The organism is Yokenella regensburgei ATCC 49455, from assembly GCF_000735455.1.
In the GTDB taxonomy this organism is placed as follows: Bacteria; Pseudomonadota; Gammaproteobacteria; order Enterobacterales; family Enterobacteriaceae; genus Yokenella; species Yokenella regensburgei.
In genome coordinates, this window is sequence record NZ_JMPS01000071.1 from 19084 (window position 1) to 40663 (window position 21580).

20 protein-coding genes and 3 tRNA genes are annotated in these 21580 nt (G+C 55.3%); 16 read left to right on the forward strand and 7 right to left on the reverse strand.

Going from position 1 to position 21580, the window contains the following annotated elements; all coding sequences use genetic code 11:
* The first annotated feature begins 8 nt into the window (after positions 1-8).
* The 9 genes from GYRE_RS18135 (at position 9) to GYRE_RS18175 (ending at position 7934) form a co-directional block, all read left to right on the forward strand.
* The gene (locus GYRE_RS18135; protein ID WP_038257256.1) at positions 9-965 is read left to right on the forward strand and encodes an ABC transporter substrate-binding protein; all 957 of its coding nucleotides are present in this window, start codon (positions 9-11) and stop codon (positions 963-965) included.
* Positions 962-1864, forward strand: coding sequence for a MurR/RpiR family transcriptional regulator (locus GYRE_RS18140; RefSeq protein ID WP_038257259.1), 903 nt, complete (start codon positions 962-964; stop codon positions 1862-1864). The genes GYRE_RS18135 and GYRE_RS18140 overlap by 4 nt, the downstream gene beginning before the upstream one ends.
* A gap of 69 nt (positions 1865-1933) precedes the next feature.
* Positions 1934-2701, forward strand: a complete 768-nt coding sequence (locus GYRE_RS18145; protein WP_038257365.1) for a basic amino acid ABC transporter substrate-binding protein — start codon at positions 1934-1936, stop codon at positions 2699-2701.
* 64 nt (positions 2702-2765) lie between these two features.
* Positions 2766-3530: an amino acid ABC transporter permease gene (locus GYRE_RS18150; protein ID WP_006820150.1), complete on the forward strand. Its 765-nt coding sequence runs from the start codon at positions 2766-2768 to the stop codon at positions 3528-3530.
* The gene (locus GYRE_RS18155) at positions 3517-4239 is read left to right on the forward strand and encodes an amino acid ABC transporter ATP-binding protein (protein WP_038257368.1); all 723 of its coding nucleotides are present in this window, start codon (positions 3517-3519) and stop codon (positions 4237-4239) included. The genes GYRE_RS18150 and GYRE_RS18155 overlap by 14 nt, the downstream gene beginning before the upstream one ends.
* Positions 4240-4546: 307 nt before the next feature.
* On the forward strand, positions 4547-4861 hold the full coding sequence (locus GYRE_RS18160; protein WP_038257262.1) for a hypothetical protein: 315 nt from the start codon (positions 4547-4549) through the stop codon (positions 4859-4861).
* Between the two features lie 576 nt (positions 4862-5437).
* Complete coding sequence (locus tag GYRE_RS18165; protein WP_038257265.1) at positions 5438-6760, forward strand: sensor histidine kinase; 1323 nt, start codon at positions 5438-5440, stop codon at positions 6758-6760.
* Complete coding sequence (locus GYRE_RS18170; protein WP_006820146.1) at positions 6753-7376, forward strand: response regulator transcription factor; 624 nt, start codon at positions 6753-6755, stop codon at positions 7374-7376. Before GYRE_RS18165 ends, GYRE_RS18170 begins: the two co-directional genes overlap by 8 nt.
* 78 nt (positions 7377-7454) lie before the next feature.
* Positions 7455-7934, forward strand: a complete 480-nt coding sequence (locus GYRE_RS18175; protein WP_006820145.1) for a GlcG/HbpS family heme-binding protein — start codon at positions 7455-7457, stop codon at positions 7932-7934.
* Between the two features lie 36 nt (positions 7935-7970).
* Here the strand turns inward: GYRE_RS18175 and GYRE_RS18180 are convergent, their stop codons facing one another.
* The gene (locus tag GYRE_RS18180; protein ID WP_248782264.1) at positions 7971-9476 is read right to left on the reverse strand and encodes a GGDEF domain-containing protein; all 1506 of its coding nucleotides are present in this window, start codon (positions 9474-9476) and stop codon (positions 7971-7973) included.
* Positions 9477-9536: 60 nt separating this feature from the next.
* Positions 9537-10955, reverse strand: coding sequence for a putative bifunctional diguanylate cyclase/phosphodiesterase (locus GYRE_RS18185; protein WP_051860993.1), 1419 nt, complete (start codon positions 10953-10955; stop codon positions 9537-9539).
* Positions 10956-11318: 363 nt separating this feature from the next.
* Here GYRE_RS18185 and GYRE_RS18190 point away from each other — a divergent pair, with 363 nt between their 5' ends.
* Positions 11319-13295, forward strand: coding sequence for an alkyl/aryl-sulfatase (locus GYRE_RS18190; RefSeq protein ID WP_006820142.1), 1977 nt, complete (start codon positions 11319-11321; stop codon positions 13293-13295).
* 38 nt (positions 13296-13333) lie between these two features.
* On the opposite strand, the gene GYRE_RS24615 is transcribed toward GYRE_RS18190, so the two are convergent.
* Positions 13334-13474, reverse strand: coding sequence for a hypothetical protein (locus tag GYRE_RS24615; RefSeq protein ID WP_006820141.1), 141 nt, complete (start codon positions 13472-13474; stop codon positions 13334-13336).
* A gap of 153 nt (positions 13475-13627) precedes the next feature.
* Between GYRE_RS24615 and GYRE_RS18195 the strand changes: the two genes are divergently transcribed.
* Genes GYRE_RS18195 through GYRE_RS18215 form a run of 5 tightly spaced genes read left to right on the forward strand, consistent with a single transcriptional unit; the run spans position 13628 to position 18745 of the window.
* Positions 13628-14743, forward strand: a complete 1116-nt coding sequence (locus GYRE_RS18195) for a BamA/TamA family outer membrane protein (protein ID WP_038257269.1) — start codon at positions 13628-13630, stop codon at positions 14741-14743.
* Positions 14744-14771: 28 nt separating this feature from the next.
* Positions 14772-15707, forward strand: coding sequence for a porin family protein (locus GYRE_RS18200; protein WP_038257271.1), 936 nt, complete (start codon positions 14772-14774; stop codon positions 15705-15707).
* Positions 15707-16837, forward strand: a complete 1131-nt coding sequence (locus GYRE_RS18205) for a BamA/TamA family outer membrane protein (protein WP_038257273.1) — start codon at positions 15707-15709, stop codon at positions 16835-16837. The genes GYRE_RS18200 and GYRE_RS18205 overlap by 1 nt, the downstream gene beginning before the upstream one ends.
* The gene (locus GYRE_RS18210) at positions 16838-17944 is read left to right on the forward strand and encodes a DUF4056 domain-containing protein (RefSeq protein ID WP_038257274.1); all 1107 of its coding nucleotides are present in this window, start codon (positions 16838-16840) and stop codon (positions 17942-17944) included. It begins immediately after the preceding gene.
* Between the two features lie 9 nt (positions 17945-17953).
* Positions 17954-18745: an MBL fold metallo-hydrolase gene (locus GYRE_RS18215; RefSeq protein ID WP_038257277.1), complete on the forward strand. Its 792-nt coding sequence runs from the start codon at positions 17954-17956 to the stop codon at positions 18743-18745.
* Between the two features lie 40 nt (positions 18746-18785).
* On the opposite strand, the gene GYRE_RS18220 is transcribed toward GYRE_RS18215, so the two are convergent.
* The 3 genes from GYRE_RS18220 to GYRE_RS18230 form a co-directional block, all read right to left on the reverse strand.
* A tRNA-Val gene (locus GYRE_RS18220) sits at positions 18786-18862 on the reverse strand.
* Positions 18863-18866: 4 nt separating this feature from the next.
* Positions 18867-18943 (reverse strand) — tRNA-Val (locus tag GYRE_RS18225).
* Between the two features lie 2 nt (positions 18944-18945).
* A tRNA-Val gene (locus GYRE_RS18230) sits at positions 18946-19022 on the reverse strand.
* Positions 19023-19288: 266 nt separating this feature from the next.
* Between GYRE_RS18230 and GYRE_RS18235 the strand changes: the two genes are divergently transcribed.
* Complete coding sequence (locus GYRE_RS18235; protein ID WP_038257280.1) at positions 19289-20119, forward strand: CPBP family intramembrane glutamic endopeptidase; 831 nt, start codon at positions 19289-19291, stop codon at positions 20117-20119.
* 37 nt (positions 20120-20156) lie between these two features.
* On the opposite strand, the gene mdtK is transcribed toward GYRE_RS18235, so the two are convergent.
* Entirely contained in the window at positions 20157-21530 is a 1374-nt protein-coding gene (gene mdtK, locus GYRE_RS18240; protein ID WP_038257377.1) for an MdtK family multidrug efflux MATE transporter, read from the reverse strand.
* Positions 21531-21580: the final 50 nt, after the last annotated feature.

Sequence of the window (21580 nt, forward strand, 5' to 3'; positions counted from 1 at the left end):
AGGACGTTATGCGAGGGTTGATCTCATTATTGCTGCTGGCAAGTAGCGCCGCGTTTGCCGCCCCGGCAACCACCCAGGTTTTTACCGACGATTTAGGTCGCCAGGTGACGGTACCGTTACATCCAAAACGCATCGTTTCGATGCACGACCTGGATATCACTATTCCGCTTATCGAGCTTGGTGTGCCGCCCGTTGCCAGCCACGGACGCACGCGTCCGGACGGCAGCCATTATCTGCGTTCGAGCGCACTGCTGACCGGCGTTGATTTTGATAACAGTGATATCAAGTTTATTGGCACGGCAGATATCGATCTTGAAGCGGTAGCGGCGGCGAAGCCTGATCTCATCATCACTGAGCCAAATCGCAACGTCTCCGTTGAACAGCTGGCAAAAATCGCCCCGACGGTGAGCATCGATCATCTGCTGGGCAGCGCGCCGCGAATCTACGAAAAGCTGGCGCAGCTCACCGGCAGCCAGCCGCGGCTGGCTATTCTTCAGCATCGCTATGCCGCGCAAATAGCCGCGCTCAGGCAAACCGTCGATCCCTCAACGGTCACGGTGTCAGTGATTCAGGCCAATAACGGCAAGGTAACGGTACATCACTCCTACCATGCCCTCGGGCGGGTGCTGCGCGATGCCGGGTTCCGCTTTCCGCCGCTGGTAGACAGCATTCCCGACGGTCAGCGCATTGACGTTAGCGCCGAACGTCTGCCGGAGCTGGACGCTGATGTGGTATTCGCTACCTGGCGCTCGGATACCGGTGGCAAACCGCAGGATGAGCTACAAGCCATGGAAACGGTGATGCCGGGCTGGTGCGATTTCATGCAAGCCTGCCGCAGCGGTCATTACGTCCTGCTGCCGCGTGAAACGGTTATTTCCAACTCCTATGCGGCGCTGAGCCTGATGGTGGCCGAAGTGGAATCGCATATTGCCGGGCGACCGATACCCGGGCAGGAGAAAAAATGACCGTAGTAAGCAAAAAACCGCGCCACCGTCCGGATCTGTATGGCGATCGTTACCGGGCCCGGGCGTATCAGCTTTCGCCGCGCCTGCAGGTGGTCGCGGGGTGGATCAACGACAACCGTGAAGCCGTGCTGGAGCTGACGGCGCTGGAAATCGCGCGAGAAACGCAAACCTCCGATGCCACGGTCGTACGCGCTATTCAGGCGCTGGGGTTTGCCGGGCTGCGTGACCTCAAGCAAACCATGGAGCGCTGGTTCGGGCCGACCATCACCTCGTCGGAGAAAATGCGCTCCACGGTCAGCACGCTCTCGACGGATGTTCACGCGGGTATCGACTTTGTGCTGGAAGGGCATCTGCGTGCCTGCGAGGTCCTGGGCAGGCCTCACAACCGTGCGGCGGTAGCGCAGGCGGTGGCGCTGCTTTCCGGGGCGCGGCAGGTAGCGATTTTCGGCATCGGGGCATCGGGGATCCTCGCAGAATATACTGCCCGTCTTTTCAGCCGTATTGGGTTGCCTTCCTGCGTGCTTAACCGCACGGGTTTTAGCCTTGCCGAGCAGCTTATCAACCTGCAGCGGGGAGATGTGCTGGTGATGATGGGGCAAAAATCACCGCATCGCGAGGGGATGACCACGCTACGGGAAGCGAAAAGGCTCGGGATCCCCACGGTGCTGCTGACTCAGTCCACGGATTCACGCTTCAGCCAGGAGGCGCAGGTGGTGATTGAAGTCCCGCGCGGCGGTGAGAATGGACGTGTACCGCTGCATGGTACCGTGCTGGTATGCCTTGAGATGCTGGTTTTATCGGTAGCAACCGCGGCGCCACAAAAAACGGTGAAGTCCCTGAAGCGTATAAATGAGTTCCACCGGGCTATTGGAAAATCGGGAAGTAAACGCAGCGGGTAAATAACGATTGCATCGTCATGATTGTCTATGTATTTTTATGCAAACAATATGCATAAAAAGGTGATTATCATGATTAAGCTATGGATGAAAGCATGCTGCCTCACGGTGGCCCTGGCCGGTAGCGCATACGCGGCACAAGAGACTTATGTGGTGGGTGCCGGCGGTACCTACCGCCCGTTTGAATACGAAAACAGCCAGAAGCAGCTGGAAGGCTTTGATATCGACATCATCAAAGCCATCGCCAAAGCGGAAAACTTCAATATCAAGCTGGTCAACACGCCGTGGGAGGGGATTTTCGCCACCCTCGGTTCGGGTGACCGCGACATCCTCATCTCCGGCATCACCATCACCGACAAGCGTAAGCAGATGGTCGATTTCTCGGCACCATACTTCCCGGCTGAACAATCCATTGTGGTGCCACAGGGCTCTGGCGTTACCTCTCTGGCTTCGCTGAAAAATGAGAAGGTCGGGGTGGTTAACTCCAGCACCGGCGACATCGTGGTTTCTCAGGAACTGGGTAAAAACAGCACCGCTATCAAACGCTTCGACAACACGCCATTGATGCTGCAGGAGCTGTTTGAAGATGGCGTCAGCGCTGCCGTGGGCGATGTTGGTGTAGTGAAGTACTACATCAAACAGCACCCGGAGAAATCCTTCAAACTGGTTCCGGATGCTAAGTTTGAACGCCAGTACTTCGGTATCGCCGTGGCAAAAGGCAACAGTGAACTGCAGGCCAAAATCAACGACGGGCTGAAGAAAATCGTGGCCGACGGCACTTACGCAAAAATCTATAAAACCTGGTTTGACGAAAACGTGCCTGCGCTGCCGGCTGAGTAAATCGCAATTCATTTTGCGGCTATCGCAGACGCTGTGGTAGCCGCTTTCTTTTCAGGGAACTTTTATGTCGGGATTCCGTTGGGAAATTATTGAGGAGTATGGGCCGCTCTTTGTCGACGGTGCCATCATGACCCTCAAATGCACCATTATCTGTGTGATCCTCGGAACGCTGTGGGGACTGACGCTGGGGCTTGGGCGCATGGCCAAAGCAGAGCACGGACCGTGGAAGTACGTTCTGCGCTGGCTGGTGCAGTTTCCGGTGCGCTTTTACGTCAGCGCCTTTCGCGGTACGCCGCTGTTCGTGCAAATCATGGTGGTGCACTTTGCGCTGGTTCCGCTGTTCATCAACCCACGTGACGGCCTGCTGGTTACCAGCGGCATGATGAGCAGTGATTTTGCCCGCATGCTACGTTCGGAGTATGGCGCGTTTCTCTCCTGTATTGTGGCGATAACGCTGAACGCCGGGGCATACGTTTCCGAGATATTCCGCGCCGGGATCCAGTCTATCGATAAAGGGCAGATGGAGGCCTCTCGTGCGCTGGGTATGCCGTGGTGGAAAACTATGCGCAAGGTGATCCTTCCGCAGGCGTTTCGCCGCATTTTGCCGCCGCTGGGTAATAACGCTATCGCTATCGTTAAGGACTCATCGTTGGCCTCGGCTATCGGGCTTGCGGACCTGGCTTATGCCGCGCGTACGGTTTCAGGAGCCTATGCAACCTACTGGGAACCCTACCTGACCATTTCTCTGGTCTACTGGGTCTTCACCTTCGTGCTGGCGCAGCTGGTTAACCGTCTGGAAATGAGGTTTGGCAAAAGTGATTCACATTAAAAATCTGCATAAGCACTTTGGTGACAGCCACGTTCTGCGCGGTATTGACTGCGATATCCGCCCACAGGAAGTGGTGTGTATTATTGGCCCATCGGGATCGGGGAAAAGTACATTTTTACGCTGCATGAACGCGCTGGAAAGCGTCACCGAAGGCGAGGTGGTAGTGAATGGTTATGCGGTGCATGACCGAACCACCGATCTCAATAAAATGCGTGAAAGCGTCGGTATGGTATTCCAGCGTTTCAACCTGTTCCCGCATATGACCGTACTGGAAAACCTGCTGATGGCGCCGCTGGCGTTGCAGGGCCTAACCCGTGCTCAGGCACAGCAACTGGCGGAAGAGCTGCTACAGAAGGTGGGGCTTAGTGATAAACGCGACGCCTGGCCGTCAAGCCTTTCCGGCGGGCAGCAGCAGCGCGTGGCGATTGCCCGGGCGCTGGCGATGAAGCCGTCGATTATGCTGTTTGATGAACCAACCTCTGCGCTGGATCCCGAACTGGTAGGGGATGTTCTGGAAGTGATGAAAACCCTCGCCAGCGATGGCATGACCATGGTGATAGTCACCCACGAGATGGGTTTCGCCCGGGAGGTGGCCGACAGGGTCATTTTCATCGACCAGGGCGTTATTCAGGAAGAGGGCACTCCGCAACAGATCTTTACCGCCCCCACCAATCCGCGTACCGCCGCATTTTTAAGCAAAGTGTTGTGATCCCGCCGCTGACCGGTTACCCAATTCCGGTCAGCAAATCTTGATAGGCAAAACTGATGGATTAGCCGTAATACATAAGTCAAATTAGCTTGATTTTTGCGCGAACGATGCATCAAGTGCGTGCGCGACCTCAAAAAACGTCAGTTTTTGCTTTTCGTTTTCCTGATTTATCAGTATCTTCTTAGTGCGTCCTAAGACTTTTCTTGGATGGATTGGCGTATTAAGCGTAGTTTCCGCGACATGACAGGATTGTCAGTGTGAAGACCGGAAACCACAACAGTTGCTCACAGGACGTGGGGTAAAAGGTATGAAAAAATCTCTCTTTGCAGGTGCGCTGTTTGTAACAGCACTGTCTCTCTCTTCTTCTGTCATTGCCGCCGGCGATGGTCAGTCCGGTGTTATTCATTTCCGTGGTGAAATTGTTGAAGGCGCCTGTAGTGTCGGCCGCGACAATCCTCTGCACGCCAGCGTTTCCTGCCTGCGCGACGGCACCAGCCGAACGCAGACTGTTGCCCTGAACTCTCGCGGCAGTACGCCGTTGATGCAGGATCTTGGCACGGTTGAGCGGCATTCGGTCAACGGTAAATCTAATCTGCAGTTGCTGGTGGTAACCTACCGCTAAACGGCGGTGATTTATTAATAAACGTTATCACTGTTGTCGCAATCACGGTGCGAAACTATAGTGCTCCTGGCTCACCGGATCGCAAGCCCGGTGCGCCAGATGAAGCATTGCAAGAGTGCCTCATCATCAACCTAATCCGTTCCCGTCGGATTGAGTCTGATACAAGCAACCCTGTCGTCTAATTAAAAAGAAAAGTTTCTTCCCGTTACCCCGATGCCACATCGGGGTTTTTTTTATTCGCGGGAAGACACATCACGCCGATCCCCGCGTCGCTGATGTTAATATTGTGTTGATGAGCGTTTTTATCCGCCCAAAGCATCATCGGTGCAGACCGTAGTCATTAGGGTGAAGTGGGTCACAGGCGGCCGATTATTTAAAATTTTTAATTAACGGGTTGGGTATTTGAAAAGGGATTTAAATGATGCTGTGGTTATTATTTTCTTCCTGAATTAAAAATCTCATGGCTTATTTATACGTAATAATAAAAAGTCGGAATAAACTCAGCGTTGGTAATGAAGGGGATAACAGGCTATAAATACTGACTCACCGTTGTCCCAAGGAACCCCCCAAAAAACTATGCATCGTCGTCTGTTCTGGAAACGCGGTCTGCTCGTCTGGCTGCTGGTTTGTTTACTGAGTAGCGCACTGCTGTATGCCGAACAGATCCGCCGTCAGTACTGGCAGCTAACCGGGGATTTTAATACGCTGTTTTCGGGGCTGAGCGCGGTACTCACTCAGAACGAATCTATTATTCCGCTGCTTGGTGGTCATGAGCCGCTCGCCGAACTGCAGAAAAAATTTCCGCAGATCCAGGCGCTGGAAGCGACGTCCGGCCGTGAACGGGATGCCGCTCGCGTCGAGCCGACGCACGACGGCCGCTACTGGCTGTATAACCCGTGGCGGCAGATCCGGGTGCTGATTAACCTGCAGCCGTTGATTCAGCTTCCCTCCGGTTTTAGCAAAACGCAAATCCACCTTGAAGCGCCGCCGCGCACGACTTCTAAGGTGTTCTGGCACTGGCAGCGGACCTTCAACCAGCATTTTCAGCCCTTTGTGCTGGAGGCGGAAGCCCGTCCGGCATGGCGACAGGTGGCTATTTTGCCACATTTGCTACTGTGGCTTGGCTGGGCCGCGGTGATTACGGCGGGAGGGATGCTGCTGTGGCAGCGTCGTTTGCGTCGCTTCGCCGACGAGCGAGCAGATTATTACCAGCACGCCCGGTTGAATACGCTCGGTGAAATTACCGCCGGAATAGTCCACGAGATTAACCAGCCGCTGACCGCAACGCAGACGTGGATCCAGGGCGCACAGCGTCAGCTGAATCAGGGACAGACGGATCCTGCCCGGCAGGCGCTCACGGCTGCGCTCACCCAGACTCAGCGTATTGCCGATCTGTTGACCCGTTTTCGCGCCCATGTGGTAGAGGACGCGGTGTCTCTTGAACCGACCGATCTCACGCTTTGCTGGCAGCGGGTGGGGGATCTGCTGGAGCATGAACGCACGGCGAAACACATTACCATCAGCCAGACCCTTGCCGCCGATGCCAGAATCGTCCTTGCCGATCGCCTGTGGCTTGAGCAGGTGCTGCATAACCTTTTGCGCAATGCGATAGCCGCCCAGCGGGAAAGCGCCCATGGCTGGGTAAATCTCAGCAGCGAGAGACACGGTGAGAAGATTAACGTGGTCATGACCGACGGCGGGCCGGGTTTCAGCCCGGAGGCGCTGGAGAACGCGTTTATGCCTTTCTACAGCGAAAGAAAAGAGGGCATCGGTCTTGGCATGACGCTCACGGAATCGCTGATGCTGCGGATGAACGGTAGCATTACCCTCGGCAACGCGCCGGAGGGGGGCGCACGCATCACCCTGACATTTAACGGGAGCCAGACAAGCCATGGATAAGCAGATCTACCTGATTGACGATGACGCCTCTATTCGAGAGTCGCTGAGCTTTTTGTTTTCCACCCTGAACTGGCCGGTGGTCTCTTTTGCAGGCATCGATGCTTTTGTTGCCGCGCATCCGCCGGGCAGCGTGCTGTGCGGTTGTCTGTTGCTGGATATGCGCATGCCGGGCAAAGGCGGGCTTAGCTGGCTTGAAGAGGGAGAGTGGCCCTGGCCGCAGCTGCCGGTTGTCGTGATGACCGGGCACGGGACGGTAGACGCCTGTCGTCGTGCGTTTCGCCACGGCGCGTTTGAGTTTTTCACCAAACCGCTGGATGCCGATCGCCTGATTGAAAGCGTACAGGCTGCCTTCGATGACAGCGATAAACGTTTTGCACAGTGGCAGGAGCAGCAGCGGCTGCAGACGCTGTTTGGTCAACTGACCGTACGCGAAAATGACGTGCTGGTGGAGCTGATGGCGGGGCTCAGCAACAAAGAGGTGGCGCAGCGGCTGAATTTATCGCCACGCACCGTCGAAGCGCACCGTGCGGCGATATTCAGTAAGCTCGGCGTCAGCAGCCTGGTGCAGGTCATCCGCGAACATGACAAGTTTATCCAGGTAATTCTACCAGGATAAATGCGTATTCAACCGAATAACGTTTGCTTTTCGCTCGCGGTAGCATCGCTATGTCAACGATGAAAAAGGCATATTGCGATGAAAAAGTTAGTGATTTCCATGGCGCTGCTGGCGGGCCTGACCGCGGTGAATGCGCAGGCAGCGGCTATCAGCCAGAAAAACCTGTCCCTGACTCAGGCGAACGCGCTGGCGAGTGCGGCAATTGGTGCCTGCACCGCGAAGAATTACCAGGTCACAGTGACGGTGGTGGATCGCGCGGGCGTGGTGAAAGCGGTACAGCGTACCGATAACGCCGGGCCGCACACGGTGAAAGCCAGCGAAATGAAAGCCTTTACCGCGCTCAGCACCAAAAATGCCTCTGGTAAGGTGATGGAAGCCGCGCAAAGTAATGCGGGCGCGCAAAATATGCGTGATGTGCCAGGGTTCCTGCTGCTGGCCGGTGGTTTGCCGGTGAAAGAGGGCGATGAAGTGATTGGCGCGATTGGCATCGGCGGTGCGCCGGGTGGCCATCTCGATGAAGCCTGTGCCCAGCAGGCGCTGGACAGCGTGAAACTGTAATTTCTCAGGCTCCGGTCACCCGGAGCCTGTCTTTAATTATGCCACCTGCGGCTCTGACGCCCTGATGCAGTCGCGTCCGGAACGTTTTGCCCAGTACAGCGCCTTATCGGCCTGCGCGAACAGTTCAGCCAGCGCACACTGATAGCCGGAAGCAATGCCGATGCTGGCGGTGACCTGCAGCTGGCCGCCTTCAGGTAGATCGACGCGTAGTGCACGGATATCCCGTTGCAGGCGATGGGCATAGCGCAGCGCGTCCTGAGCGCCGCAGTTACGCAAGAAAATCGCAAACTCCTCGCCGCCAATGCGTGCAATCACATCTTCATGACGAACCGAACGGGTCAACGTCTGACTCAGCGATACCAGCACCCGATCGCCAACCGGATGTCCCCAGGTGTCGTTCACCTGCTTAAAATGATCGATATCGAGCACCAGCAGCCAGACAGGCCGGTTGGCACAGGCGCGCAGCAGCGCCGTGCGGGTAAAGGAATCGAAGGCGCGGCGGTTGAAGAGCCCGGTCAGCGAATCCTCCTCTGAGCGACGCTTAAATTTTTCGCTAAGCGACGTTTGCTTCGAGAGCTTATCACCCAGCGTACCGCTGTAAAACACCGCGAGAAACGTCAGGATGTACAGCGCCGACAGCATCCCCAGCACCATCAGAAGGTGCTGCAACGCCCGGGCTTCCATCTGCGCATAATGGGTTTTCAGGGCCTCCAGGTACACATCCAGCAGATGATTAAAGGAAGAGACGCTGGCGTGATACTGCCTGGCAAAGGTGCTGGCATCCAGGCTGTAAGGCTCGCCATTAATACTCTGCGTTTTGAGTTTCTGGATTAAGGCCGTACCTTCCTCGGCATATTTTTGCTCCGTTGATTTCAGCAGAGGCAAATACTCCGGTACCGACGCGATTTCCGGACCCTGGGTCTGCAGAAGCCACCACAGGGTATGGACGCGTTCGACGCCACGGCTTATCGATTCAATACCCTGCGCGTCGACAGGCTCGCGAGTATAGAGCGGAATAAGCAGGGCCGAACCGAGACGTCCACTGGCGTCGCGCAGTTCACCGAGCGCCTGAGCGCGCAGAATTTGCCCCAGCGCCGCGGGCTCCAGGCGAATGAACTGCGACGTTTTACGAAACAGGCCGGCATGAAAACCGTCGGTAGCGGCAAGCATAGCGTTGATCGCGGCGCGGGCATCGGCTGGCGGCACGGTTTCACGGGTCAGAAAGATATCCACTTGCCGACGGGCCGTGGTCAGCTGTTGTATCGTAGCGGTGAGCAACGTTGGGCTTAGCAGCTGTGCCGGAACCTCGGCCAGCGCGCTGTCCGTCATTCGACGGCTGCGGCGCAGTGCCCGCCAGGCCTCGACCTTGTGCTCCGGGGCGCTAAAGATCATCTCGTTCGCCCAGGCGCGCTCGGCAGCCAGCGCATTCGACACATGCAGCGCCTTGTCGAAGGCGGAGAATTGCAGCATGTCGTTCTGCGCTCGCCGGTAAGCCTGGTATGAGTCAGAAACCAGCCACCAGGAGAGGATTGACGTCAGCACGATAATCGCCGCGGCAATGAGGCAGAGTAATTTTTACCGTCCTCGACTGTAGGGTTCTCATCATGATGTGCTCTCCGTGGCGCCGAGTAGAAACTCGCCATGTACCGGGTGCCAGTCGCTGAATGGGCGAGGGCGGCCATAGAGGAATCCCTGCGCCTGCTGACAACCCATCGACTGCAGCTTTTTGCCCATCTCTTCGGTTTCAATGCCTTCAGCGACCAGCGGTACTTTGAAACTGCGCGACAGGCCCAGCACCGAAGAGACCACCGCTTCACTTTTGCGATCGTGCAGAATATCTTTCACAAACTCACGGTCAATTTTGAGGCAGTCGAACGGCAGGGTATGCAGCCATGACAGGCTGGAAAAGCCGGAACCAAAGTCGTCTATCGCCACGTAAATTCCCTGCTCGCGCAGATTTGCCAACAGGCGGGCCGCTTTGCCATCATCCTCCAGCAGCACGCTTTCGGTGAGCTCAAGGCAAAAATGGTGGTTATCAAGCTCAAAGCGGCGCAGCGTTGCCAGCAGGTGGCTTGAGAAATCCGGCTGCTTGAGCTGAATGGCCGAGACGTTGACGTGCAGGCGGAAATCCGCCGGCGCACCGCGGGCGATGAACGCCGCCAGTTCCTGGCAGGCCGTTTCAATGATCCAGCGCCCCATCGGGACGATCATGCCAGATTTCTCCGCGAGGGCGATGAATTTACCCGGGGGCACATAGCCGATAGCCTCGTTTTCCCAGCGGATCAGGCATTCTCCTTCGTGGCAGTGAGAGCTGTCGTTCAGGGCGATAATCGGTTGCAGCACGAGGTGGTACTCTTCGTTCTGAATGGCATCGCGCATTTTTTCATGCAACGTATAGTTGGCCAGGGCTTCGTCACGCATCGGTTGCGAAAAGAGTTGCGCTACCGCATTTCCGTGGGAACGAGCGTTATGTAACGCAATGCCAGCATTCTGAACAATATCGCTGATAGTCGCGGGCGTAATATTTTCATGAACCAGACCAGCATTGCCGCTGAATATATGTCCGTGCGTGCGGGGACATTCCCGATTACTGATATCGAGAAATAAAGATTCGATTTTTTTAAGCGTCAATGTAATACAGGATATATCCTGCATTGCAGGTAATACGACCAGTAATTTATCCGTACGCTCGCGACAAATAAGCGTTCCTGGTGGTAGCAAGGCGCTGAGCGTCTGCGCGGCACTGCGCATTAACGCTCCGGCATATTCCCGCCCCAGAGTGTTGGTAATAGAGGCGTGATTGCTGATATGCACCAGCGCCAGCAGATTACGATTTTCAAACAGCGCATGCTTTTTGACTAACCCGGTATAAGTTGGCAGCCCGGTCTCGCTATCTTTATCCAGCCGGGGGCGGAAGAACTTAATCAGCAGGGTAGTTATCATTAGCCAGACCAGCAGCGCGATCGCACAGGCTCGCTCCAGCAGCAGCGGATTATAGAGAAATTGACAAAGACTATTCATAAGTAATATTAACGAGTCGGGTGCGGACAGGATTGTCCGGGTACCAAAAAGCAGGGCTTTTATTTACGGTAACAGGCATGCCAGGCGGGGAATGAACAAAAAGTGGCGTTGAATATTTAATATTAAATCATTAGTTCTGAATGGTTGATGAAATTTAATTTTAAATTAGCTAATGATTGAACCTGATCGTTAAGGCGGTATTCTGCCTCCCTCTATTTCTGGCGCGAATTCGGCGTCATCTGACCGTTGTTTTCATAATCGCTCCTGTAACTAGCTGAAAAAATTACGAGTTGTTTGTTGGCGTGATTCGTCATTCGCCACAATACTTGGTGGGCACGATTTTGAAAACTTATCGAGGCTTGCATGAAATTAAAAAAGATAGTCGGTTATCTGGCCCTGGCCGGTTTGTTAAGTAGCTCTACGTTTTCCGTTTTCGCGCAGGAAGCTGCGAAAGATGCCACCTCTGCCACCAAATCTGCTAACGACGCACTATATAGCCAGCTGCCGTTTAGCGACAACACTGATTTCACCAATGCCCACAAAGGTTTTATCGCGCCTCTTCCCACGGAGGTGATTAAAGGTGAGAAGGGAAATGTGGTCTGGGATCCGCAAAAATATGCGTTTATCAAAGAAGGTGATAAATCGCCGGACTCCGTTAACCCCAGCCTCTGGCGCCAGGCGCAGCTGATTAATATTAGCGGCCTGTTTGAAGTGACCGACGGCGTTTATCAGATCCGCAACCTTGACCTTTCGAACATGACCATTATCGAGGGTAAAGAGGGGATCACCGTGGTTGACCCGCTGGTTTCTGCCGAAACGGCGAAAGTGGGGATGGATCTCTATTACAAAAACCGGGGTAAGAAACCGGTGGTGGCGGTGATTTATACCCACAGCCACGTTGACCATTACGGCGGCGTGCGCGGTGTGGTTGACGAAGCCGACGTCAAATCTGGCAAAGTGAAAGTCTATGCGCCAGCCGGATTCATGGAAGAGGCGGTTTCAGAGAACATCATGGCCGGTAACGTCATGAGCCGCCGTGCCAGCTATATGTACGGCAACCTGCTGCAGCCGGACAATAAAGGTCAGGTCGGCGCCGGGCTCGGCACCACGACCTCTGCCGGTACGGTAACGCTGATTGCACCGACCAACTACATCACCAAAACCGGGCAGAAAGAGGTTATTGACGGCCTGACCTACGACTTCCTGATGGCACCGGGCTCTGAAGCACCGTCCGAAATGCTCTGGTACGTTGAAGAGAAGAAGATGATCGAAGCGGCAGAGGATGTAACCCACACTCTGCACAACACCTACTCGCTGCGTGGTGCGAAAATCCGCGATCCGCTGGCATGGTCGAAATATATCAACGCCGCCATCGACCGCTGGGGTGACAAGGCCGAAATCATTATGGCCCAGCACCACTGGCCGACCTGGGGTAATGAGAACGTGGTCAAGCTGATGAAGAGCCAGCGTGACATGTACCGTTACATCAACGACCAGACGCTGCGCATGGCGAACATGGGTATGACGCGCGACGAAATTGCCGCTGACTTCAAGCTGCCTTCTGGCCTTGCTAATTCGTGGGCGAGCCGCGGTTATTACGGTTCAGTTAGCCACGATGTGAAGGCGACCTACGTGCTGTATCTTGGCTGGTTCGACGGCAACCCGGCGACCCTCGACGAGCTGCCGCCGGTCGATGCGGCGAAGAAGTACGTCGATTACATGGGCGGTGCCGACAACATCCTCAAAAAAGCGAAAGCGGATTTCGATCAGGGGAACTATCGCTGGGTTGCGCAGGTGGTCAGCAAAGTGGTGTTCGCGGATCCGGAAAACAAAGCGGCCCGCAATCTGGAAGCCGACGCGCTGGAACAGCTGGGTTATCAGGCAGAATCTGGCCCATGGCGTAACTTCTACCTGACCGGTGCGCAGGAGCTGCGTGACGGCGTGCAGAAGCTGCCAACGCCGAATACCGCAAGCCCGGATACGGTGCGTGCGATGTCACCTGAGATGTTCTTCGATTATCTCGGCGTGCATATTAACGGTGAGAAAGCGGCCGACGCCAAAGCGGTGTTTAACGTGGATCTCGGCAGCGACGGCGGGAAGTACAAGCTGGAGCTGGAAAACGGGGTGCTGAACCACACCGCCAACGCGCAGGCGAAAGACGCCGATGCCACCATCGTGCTGAATCGCGATACGCTGAACAAGATTATCCTCAAAGAGGTCACGCTGAAGCAGGCTGAAGAGAAAGGGGATGTGAAAGTCACCGGCGATGGTGCGAAACTCAACGATATGCTGGGCTATATGGACAAGTTTGAATTCTGGTTCAACATTGTTACGCCATAAACCAATCACCGGTGCCTGTTCAGGCACCGGTTTTTTTATTAGATCTTGCAGGCGTCGCCGCAGTCGTCATCGGCAATGATGGCCTGCGCTTTTTTGTCGGCATCTTCCAGACGTTCTGCATTGCGTTCTTCTGCTTCATCCAGCCCATCAAATACCAGTTTGTCGAGATCGATTTCCATTTTTCACCTGCTGTCTTTCGTTTATACGTCGTCTCAGTATAGGGCAAAGAGGCGCTGTGCAGACAGTGCGTTACGTGCGACTTACGTTCGGGTGAAAGAACGCCAGAGCTGGTCTATTCTGAATCAGAGCATTTTGCCCGACGAGACAATGATATGAGAGGGACGGTACTGGCGCTGTGTCTGCTTGCCTGGCAGGTAGAGGCGGCAGGACTTATCGATCCGCAGGACGGAATGCTCGATATGAGCACGTATCTGCGGGATAACCGTTATGGTTTTTTGCCCGTGCCGGTTGTGATAACGGAACCTGCGGTGGGCTACGGTGGCGGGTTGTTTGGTCTGTTTCTTCATGGCGAGGGCAAAGAGCAAGCCGGGCGCTTTATTCCGCCGGATATCAGCGTGTTGGGCGGCGGCGGTACGCAGAACGGTACCTGGTTCGTTGGCGGCGGACACCGGCACACGTGGCAGGACGATCATATTCGCTATCTGGTGGGAGCCGGTTACGCCAACGTCAATCTGGATATCTACTCCGGCGATCTCGCGGGCTTCGCGAATGATAAAGCGATTAATACCGAAACGCGCGGCTACGGGGGGATGCAAAAGCTGTTGTTTCGGGTGGCGGATTCTCCGGTGTTTCTCGGCGCGTCGCAGTTCTGGGCGCGGATGGATATTTCGGCACAGGATAACCCGCTGCTCAATCGCCTCTGGCAGCAAACGCTGGGCGAAACCAGCACGACTTCGGCATTTGGCCTTAACGCCGAATATGACACCACGGATAACTATTTCTGGCCGCAGAAGGGGCTATCGCTCAACGCCGAGTACCAGTTTTACGGCCATGCTCTGGGCGGCGATTTTCGTTACAACCTGCTGACGCTCGAAGGAAAGTATTTCCTGCCGCTCGCCGCCGACTGGACGCTGGCGCTGGCGGGGGAATATCAAAACTTGTCGAACCCGAGTGCGCATTTACCGCCGACGGCGCGTCCTTTTATCGATATGCGCGGTATTGCCAAATACCGCTATCAGGGTAATGCGGTGAGCACCGTGCAGGCCCAGCTTGCCTGGGAAGTTAACCCGCGCTGGGTGGTGCAGGGATTTGTCGGGGCGGGTAGCGCCGCCGACAGTACACAGGAGCTTTACAACAACACCCGATTAGCCTGGGGGAGCGGTTTTCGCTATCTGATAGCGCGCGAATATGGCTTACGAACGGGTATAGATGTCGCCTTCAGCGAACATACGCAGGCGGTCTATTTTAACGTGGGCTCCGGGCTGTAAGGGAGCGAGACAGAAGGGCAAAAAAATAATGAGATGGCATGCCACACTGGTACCGCTGCTGCTGGTTTCAACCGCGGCTTTTGCCGATGACAGCGACAGTACGTTTCCCATCTGGGGGGATGAAGCCCGGGCGCGCGGTTACACGCTCCCGCTGCCGTTCGGCGCCAACCTGAGTTATATGAATATCCGCCAGGATGTGAACGTCGACAGCATCAGTTTCTCTGGCCTGATGCTGGGAAGTCATCCTATTCCATCTTCCATGTTTATCATCGATGCCGGACATACGCGGGAATCGAGCAAAACGGAAAACCTGCGCCTCGACATGTGGGTTTTCCCGTTTCTTAACGTCTATGGTCTGGTGGGGCATACGCGCGGTTCATCAATTTCTAACGTGTCGGTGAACAGCGATCCCAGCCAGTATAACGGCCTGGATCGCCTTATCTCCGGCGCCGTGCACCAGCTCTATCAGAGCGGACAGCTGCAGGACATTGATTTTAAACTCGATTTTAAAGGGGTGACCTGGGGTTCTGGTTTTACCCTCGCCGGGGGCTATCAGAACTGGTTTGCCCTGGTGGATACCAACTACACCCGTACCGATTTTGACATTCTCGATGGCAGTATCTCTGCGTTGACGGTGTCGCCGCGCGTGGGTTATCGCTTTGCGTTTGACGGGCCTGCCGGGCCTTCGCATCTTGGTATCTGGATAGGCAGTATGTATCAGGACGTGCAGCAGGAATTTAAAGGCAGCCTTTCCGATTTACAGATGCCCGCCGAGCTGCAGCCGCTTATCAACGCCGTGGATCAGAACGGTGATGGACGCTTTTCAGTTAAGCAGCATCTGACATCCCCGTGGAACATGCTGGTGGGAGCGCAGTACGAAATCACGCAGAACTTCAACGTGCTGACGGAAATCGGCTTCAAAGAGCGCAACAGTTTCTTTATTGCAGGTGAGTATCGCTTCTGATGAGAGCCTGGCATGGCGTGCTCGCCGTGGTTCTGGCCGGTACCGCGGTGCCGGTAAATGCGCTATTACCCGACAGAAAAACGATTGATGAACTGCTGGCCGGGCTGGGGGCGGATAATAAGTACGATCCGGCAAAAGGTATCGACTGGAGCGTACTGCCGGGGCCTTTTTATACGCCTGAACTGAAGGTCGGTCTGGGGATGGCGGTTGCGGGGCTCTATCGGGTTAATCCGCTGGATACCACCACGCAGAACTCCTCCATTTCGTTCTCCGGCTTTGTCAGTACCAGCGGGGCGCTGGGCCTCGGTTTCAAAAACTATACTTTTTTCACTGACGACAAATGGCGACTGTTTGTTGAAGGTAACGTCAATAAGATCCCCACCGGTTTCTGGGGGATTGGTTATGATGCTGCCCAGGGCGATGAGCAAAAGTACACCAACAACTCGCTGCGGGTGCACCCGATGCTGTTGCGCGAGCTGGCGGATAACTGGTACGCCGGGGTGGGCTGGGATTTTTCCGCCATGAGCGCGAGCGTTGATGATCCTCATCCCGGGGATAACTTCTCACGCTATGGGGCACAAACCTCGCCGGTGGCATCCGGCATGGCCTTCAGCGCCAGCTACGATACACGTGACGTTGTCACTCGTCCGCAGCACGGGCAATACTTCAGCGCGAAATATACCTGGTTTGATCCGGCGCTGGGCTCAGACAGCCATTTCAGCGCAACCGAATTGCAATACAACTATTACCATCCCATGAGCGAAAGCGAGGTGCTGGCGTTCGATCTGTGGGGGCGTTTTACTGAGGGTGATGTGCCCTGGGACCGACTGTCTATGGCGGGAGACGATCAGCGCCTGCGCGGTTATTACCAGGGGCGCTATCGCGACAACGATGTGGTCAGTGGGCAGGTGGAGTATCGTAAAAAACTGAGCTGGCGCCACGGATATGTGCTGTGGCTGGGAGCGGGGGCGCTGGGTGATTCACCGGGGGATCTCAGTCATCATCCGCTTTTGCCTACGGTGGGCGCGGGCTATCGTTTTGAGGTGAAGCCAGCGATGAATATTCGACTGGATCTTGGCATTGGTAAAGAGAGTGCGGGTTTTTATTTTCAGGTGGCGGAGGCGTTTTGAATGCGTAAAGGATGGCTGGTATGGCTGATGTTTTCTACCGTGACCTGGGCTGATGACGGCGTGTTGCCGGTAGTGACGGCAAGTAAGGTGACGCCGGTGGTACAGCATGTTGCGCCGCCAGAATCACTGCGTCCTTGCTGTGCTTTCGGCTACGATCTGCAGGTGCGGGCGCTGGGCGTACCGGTTCCGGTGTATCAGATAGGTAACGTCCTGACGCTGGACACCCTCGGCCATCATCACTATCACGACAATGCGCTGGCGGCGGTGAAAAACCTGGTGGGTTTAAGCGATGAAGCCAACGGCATTCTTTATACCCATCGCGGCGGGTTTATTGATATTGCCCATGTACGCGACACAGCCGATAACACGTTCTACCTGTTCTCACGAATCTACCCGCATCTGGGGCAGCGCTGGCGTTTGTTCTACAGCGAGGAGCTGGGAGTCAGAAGGGTTCAGCTGTTTGCCTTCACCCCTCCGGCATCGCCGGTTGCGCGCTATACGCTGACCGCCTGGCTGGCGGGCCATCTGGCGTTTCAGCTGGCGCAGTGGCATGAAATTGCTCAGTGGTATGGTTTCCAGTCGGTACCGGGATTTTCCGAGGAGATCTCTGCGTTCTCGCCGGAAGATCTCTACTCCAATCTGCTTGGCGCGAGGCTGGCGGTGGACGTCATTTTGCAGGGCAACGTCAGAACCGTTGCCGAATTTAATCAGGCTTTTGATGTGGCGCTGAAAGAGGTGCTGGTCCGGCTGGGCATTGTCACCCGCGCGGAGACGGAAAAAGAGTTTCGCGAAGTGGATGGCGACTGGTGGAATAGCAAACGGCGTGTGCCGGATAAATTTCTGGTGCTGAAACGCAACTATAACCTGGCCGAGAACCGTGTACCGACGCCGGTACCGTTCGAGACCGCGCTGCCGTACCGGCTGACCTGGCCGTCACAGGTGGAAGGGTACAACCTCACCGAGCTTGGTGAGCTGCAAATATTCCCCGGCCGCGAGATGCGCGCATTACCGGTTCCCAAAACTTACTACGCGCCGCCGCAGTTCCGCACGCTCGCCGAACGGGCACAGGAGGCGGATAGCACCCAGCTGCAGCGGATGGAAAAATAAGGAGTCGTGATGATCACACTATGTAACGCATGCGGAACGTCCTATGACACCGCGAACGGGCGGGTGGAACACTCCAAAATCTGTGAGGATGAAAGGCAATACGTGCCGGTTAGCGGCCAGGCGTGGATAACCCCGGAGGCGCTTGCGGCTAACCATTCGAACATCTGGCGACAGCTTGAGCCACAGCTTTTCAGTATTCGAACGGAGCCGACGTTTGCTATCAATCAGCGCGCGATACTGCTGAGAACCCCCGAGGGCAATGTACTGTGGGACTGCGTCGCCAATCTTGACCCGGCAACCCGGACGCTGGTGGCGGCGCTTGGCGGCTTAAGCGCTATCGCCATTTCTCATCCGCACTATTACACCACCATGCAGGACTGGGCGAGAACCTTCAATGCCCCTGTGTATCTGCACGCCAATGACCGTGAATGGGTGATGCGCAGCAGCCCGGCTATTCGCTTCTGGGAAGGCGATTCACTGCAGATCCTGCCTGATGTTCGTCTGTTACGCCTGGGAGGACACTTCCCCGGAGGAACCGTGCTCCACTGGCGTGAAGGGAGTGGTGTTATTCTTGCGGGCGACATCGTGCAGGTGACGCCGGGGGCTGATGCGGTTTCGTTTATGTGGAGCTATCCGAATATGCTGCCGCTGGCGGCGAAAACCGTGGAAGGGGTGATCCAACGTTTGCAGGATGTGCCGTTTGGCCGGCTTTATGGCGCTTTTGCGTGGCAAAACATAACCGAGCGGGCGGACGAAATTGTCCAGCAATCAGGGAAGCGGTATATCGCGTGTCTGAGGTAAAACCAGGGGAGAAAAGGGCACCATATCACCGAAAGTGAAATGGTGCGTCCGAGTGGACTCGAACCACCGACCCCCACCATGTCAAGGTGGTGCTCTAACCAACTGAGCTACGGACGCAGAATGGTGCGTTTAATTGGACTCGAACCAACGACCCCCACCATGTCAAGGTGGTGCTCTAACCAACTGAGCTATAAACGCAATGGTGCGTTCAATTGGACTCGAACCAACGACCCCCACCATGTCAAGGTGGTGCTCTAACCAACTGAGCTATGAACGCACAACGGGGACGAATATTAGCGGCAGGGATGGGCGGTTGCAAGTAGAAAATGGCAGTTTTCTTTCCGTTATCACGCGATTGCAGAACAATTAGGCATAATCCCCCTATTACTATGATGCGAAAGAATATTTTTTGCGCACCATGCTTATCAGGCAATCAGAAATTTGCATTAACACAGCTTTTACATCAGCGTTAGGTGAGAATGATAAGCATATGTAATAATACCCCCGCGTGATAAAGCAACAAAAGCAATTAAGGAAGATGTTATGTGGTATTTACTTGCAGCCTCGCTCGCTGTTCTGGCCTTTAATCGGTCACTGGCATGGATCCTGTTGGCGATAACCGTCGTCCTGGGATTCAGTCAACAAACGCTTGGGGCACCTGCAATTTTGGTGATTGTGCTGATTGCCGCCTGTGGGCTGGTGATGAAAAAGGCAGGGGAAAAGTCAAAAGTCCTGAAATATGCCATTGAGGGAGTTTGTGTCCTGATAGCCCTCGGGCTGATGCTGCATATGATCCCGGGTTTTCATAATCTGAAGGTCCTGGATGGCGTAATGGCGGGTCCGCAAAGCGCGCCATTCAATATGTATTACAACTTTGATAAGGCGCTGGTCCCGTTTGCGCTGGTAGCAGGAATGGGGAGCCTGTTTGTGGCGAATACCTCAGGCAAACCGGGAAAGCTTGACTGGGCGCTGCTGATACTCGCCGTACCGGCACTGCTGCTGGTGGCGGTTGCGCTGGGGGGCCTGAAAATTGAACCGCATCTGCCGAACTGGTTGCCGCAGTTTATTCTGGCGAACATTTTCTTTGTTTCCCTGGCGGAAGAGGCCCTGTTCCGCGGCTATCTGCAACAGCGACTCTCCCGGTTAATGCATCCGGTGCTGGCGCTGGTCATTACGGCCGCGCTGTTTGGCGTGATGCATATGGCAGGTGGCCTGTTGATGGTTATTTTTGCGGGACTCGCGGGGCTGATTTACGGCTTAGCGTGGATGTGGAGCGGGAAACTCTGGGTGGCTGTGCTGTTCCACTTCGGGCTTAACGTTATCCATCTGCTGTTCTTCACCTATCCGGTGTTTCGTCATACCGCTGGCGTGTAGTTAAAAAGGCAACCGCCCGAGGGCGGTTGCCTGGCATTTAGCGCGCGGCGCGCTGCAAAATCACCACAGAAGGTTGACGCTGCAGGAAACGAATGCGCAGCGTCATCATTATCGCCGCTGACGTAAGGCCGAGAATGAATCCCCACCAGAAACCTGCCGGACCCATCCGCGGTACCACCAGATCGGTTAATCCCAGAATATAGCCACTTGGCAGCCCCAGCACCCAGTACGCGGTAAAAGTGATAAAGAAGATAGAGCGGGTATCTTTATAACCACGCAGAATGCCGCTGCCGATAACCTGAATGGAATCGGAAATCTGATACAGCGCGGCCAGCAGCATCAGCTGCGATGCCAGGATGATGACCTCCGGATTGTCGTTATACAGCAGCGCAATTTGCTCACGCATGGTGACGGTGAAAATAGCCGTCAGGGTTGCCATACAGACGCCAACTCCCAGACCCGTGCGGGCGGAGGTTTGCGCATCAAGCGTTGATCCTTGTCCCAGACGATAACCGACGCGGATCGTTACCGCTGCGGCGAGCGACATTGGCAGAACAAACATCAAGGAGCTAAAGTTGAGGGCTATCTGGTGTCCCGCCACGTCGATGATGCCAAGCGGGGAGACCAGCAGAGCAACAACCGCAAACAGCGTCACCTCAAAGAACAGCGCCAGCGCGATCGGCAGACCAAGCTGCACCAGACGTTTCATCACGGCGGTATCTGGTTTATGGAACCCGGCCTCATGACGAATATCGCGCATTGAACGCGCACGCTTAACAAAAGAGAGCATGCTAAAGAACATCACCCAGTATACGGAGGCGGTTGCAACACCGCAGCCAACGCCGCCGAGTTCCGGCATACCGAAATGACCATAAATAAAGATGTAGTTCACTGGAATATTAACCAGCAGGCCAATAAAGCCCATTACCATGCCCGGTTTGGTTTTGGCCAGGCCTTCACACTGGTTACGACAGACCTGGAAGAATAAATATCCCGGCGCGCCCCACAGCAGAGCACGTAAATAACCGACGGCTTTATCCGCCAGCGCCGGGTCAATGTTGTGCATGGCACGAATAATATGACCGGCGTTCCAGAGAACCACCATGATAAGCACTGAGACAAAGCCCGCGAGCCAGAACCCCTGGCGCACCTGATGCGCAATACGGTCACGTCGGCCAGAGCCGTTCAGTTGCGCGACGACCGGGGTCAGCGCCAGCAGCAGGCCGTGACCAAAGAGGATAGCCGGCAACCAGATAGAGGTACCGATAGCGACGGCGGCCATGTCGGTAGCGCTGTAGCCACCGGCCATGACGGTATCAACAAACCCCATTGCGGTTTGGGCGACCTGCGCGAGGATCACCGGTATTGCCAGTGCTAGTAACTGACGCGCTTCGATAAAATACTTCTGCACGTAAACACCCATATATTGTTGTTATTGGAGAGACTAAAAAAGCCGCCGTA

Coding starts and splice junctions, on each gene's coding strand:
- GYRE_RS18135 (WP_038257256.1), top strand. CDS start 9: ATGCGAGGGTTGATCTCATTATTGCTGCTGGCAAGTAGCGCCGCGTTT.
- GYRE_RS18140 (WP_038257259.1), top strand. CDS start 962: ATGACCGTAGTAAGCAAAAAACCGCGCCACCGTCCGGATCTGTATGGC.
- GYRE_RS18145 (WP_038257365.1), top strand. CDS start 1,934: ATGATTAAGCTATGGATGAAAGCATGCTGCCTCACGGTGGCCCTGGCC.
- GYRE_RS18150 (WP_006820150.1), top strand. CDS start 2,766: ATGTCGGGATTCCGTTGGGAAATTATTGAGGAGTATGGGCCGCTCTTT.
- GYRE_RS18160 (WP_038257262.1), top strand. CDS start 4,547: ATGAAAAAATCTCTCTTTGCAGGTGCGCTGTTTGTAACAGCACTGTCT.
- GYRE_RS18165 (WP_038257265.1), top strand. CDS start 5,438: ATGCATCGTCGTCTGTTCTGGAAACGCGGTCTGCTCGTCTGGCTGCTG.
- GYRE_RS18170 (WP_006820146.1), top strand. CDS start 6,753: ATGGATAAGCAGATCTACCTGATTGACGATGACGCCTCTATTCGAGAG.
- GYRE_RS18175 (WP_006820145.1), top strand. CDS start 7,455: ATGAAAAAGTTAGTGATTTCCATGGCGCTGCTGGCGGGCCTGACCGCG.
- GYRE_RS18185 (WP_051860993.1), bottom strand. CDS start 10,955: ATGAATAGTCTTTGTCAATTTCTCTATAATCCGCTGCTGCTGGAGCGA.
- GYRE_RS18190 (WP_006820142.1), top strand. CDS start 11,319: ATGAAATTAAAAAAGATAGTCGGTTATCTGGCCCTGGCCGGTTTGTTA.
- GYRE_RS24615 (WP_006820141.1), bottom strand. CDS start 13,474: ATGGAAATCGATCTCGACAAACTGGTATTTGATGGGCTGGATGAAGCA.
- GYRE_RS18195 (WP_038257269.1), top strand. CDS start 13,628: ATGAGAGGGACGGTACTGGCGCTGTGTCTGCTTGCCTGGCAGGTAGAG.
- GYRE_RS18200 (WP_038257271.1), top strand. CDS start 14,772: ATGAGATGGCATGCCACACTGGTACCGCTGCTGCTGGTTTCAACCGCG.
- GYRE_RS18205 (WP_038257273.1), top strand. CDS start 15,707: ATGAGAGCCTGGCATGGCGTGCTCGCCGTGGTTCTGGCCGGTACCGCG.
- GYRE_RS18210 (WP_038257274.1), top strand. CDS start 16,838: ATGCGTAAAGGATGGCTGGTATGGCTGATGTTTTCTACCGTGACCTGG.
- GYRE_RS18215 (WP_038257277.1), top strand. CDS start 17,954: ATGATCACACTATGTAACGCATGCGGAACGTCCTATGACACCGCGAAC.
- GYRE_RS18235 (WP_038257280.1), top strand. CDS start 19,289: ATGTGGTATTTACTTGCAGCCTCGCTCGCTGTTCTGGCCTTTAATCGG.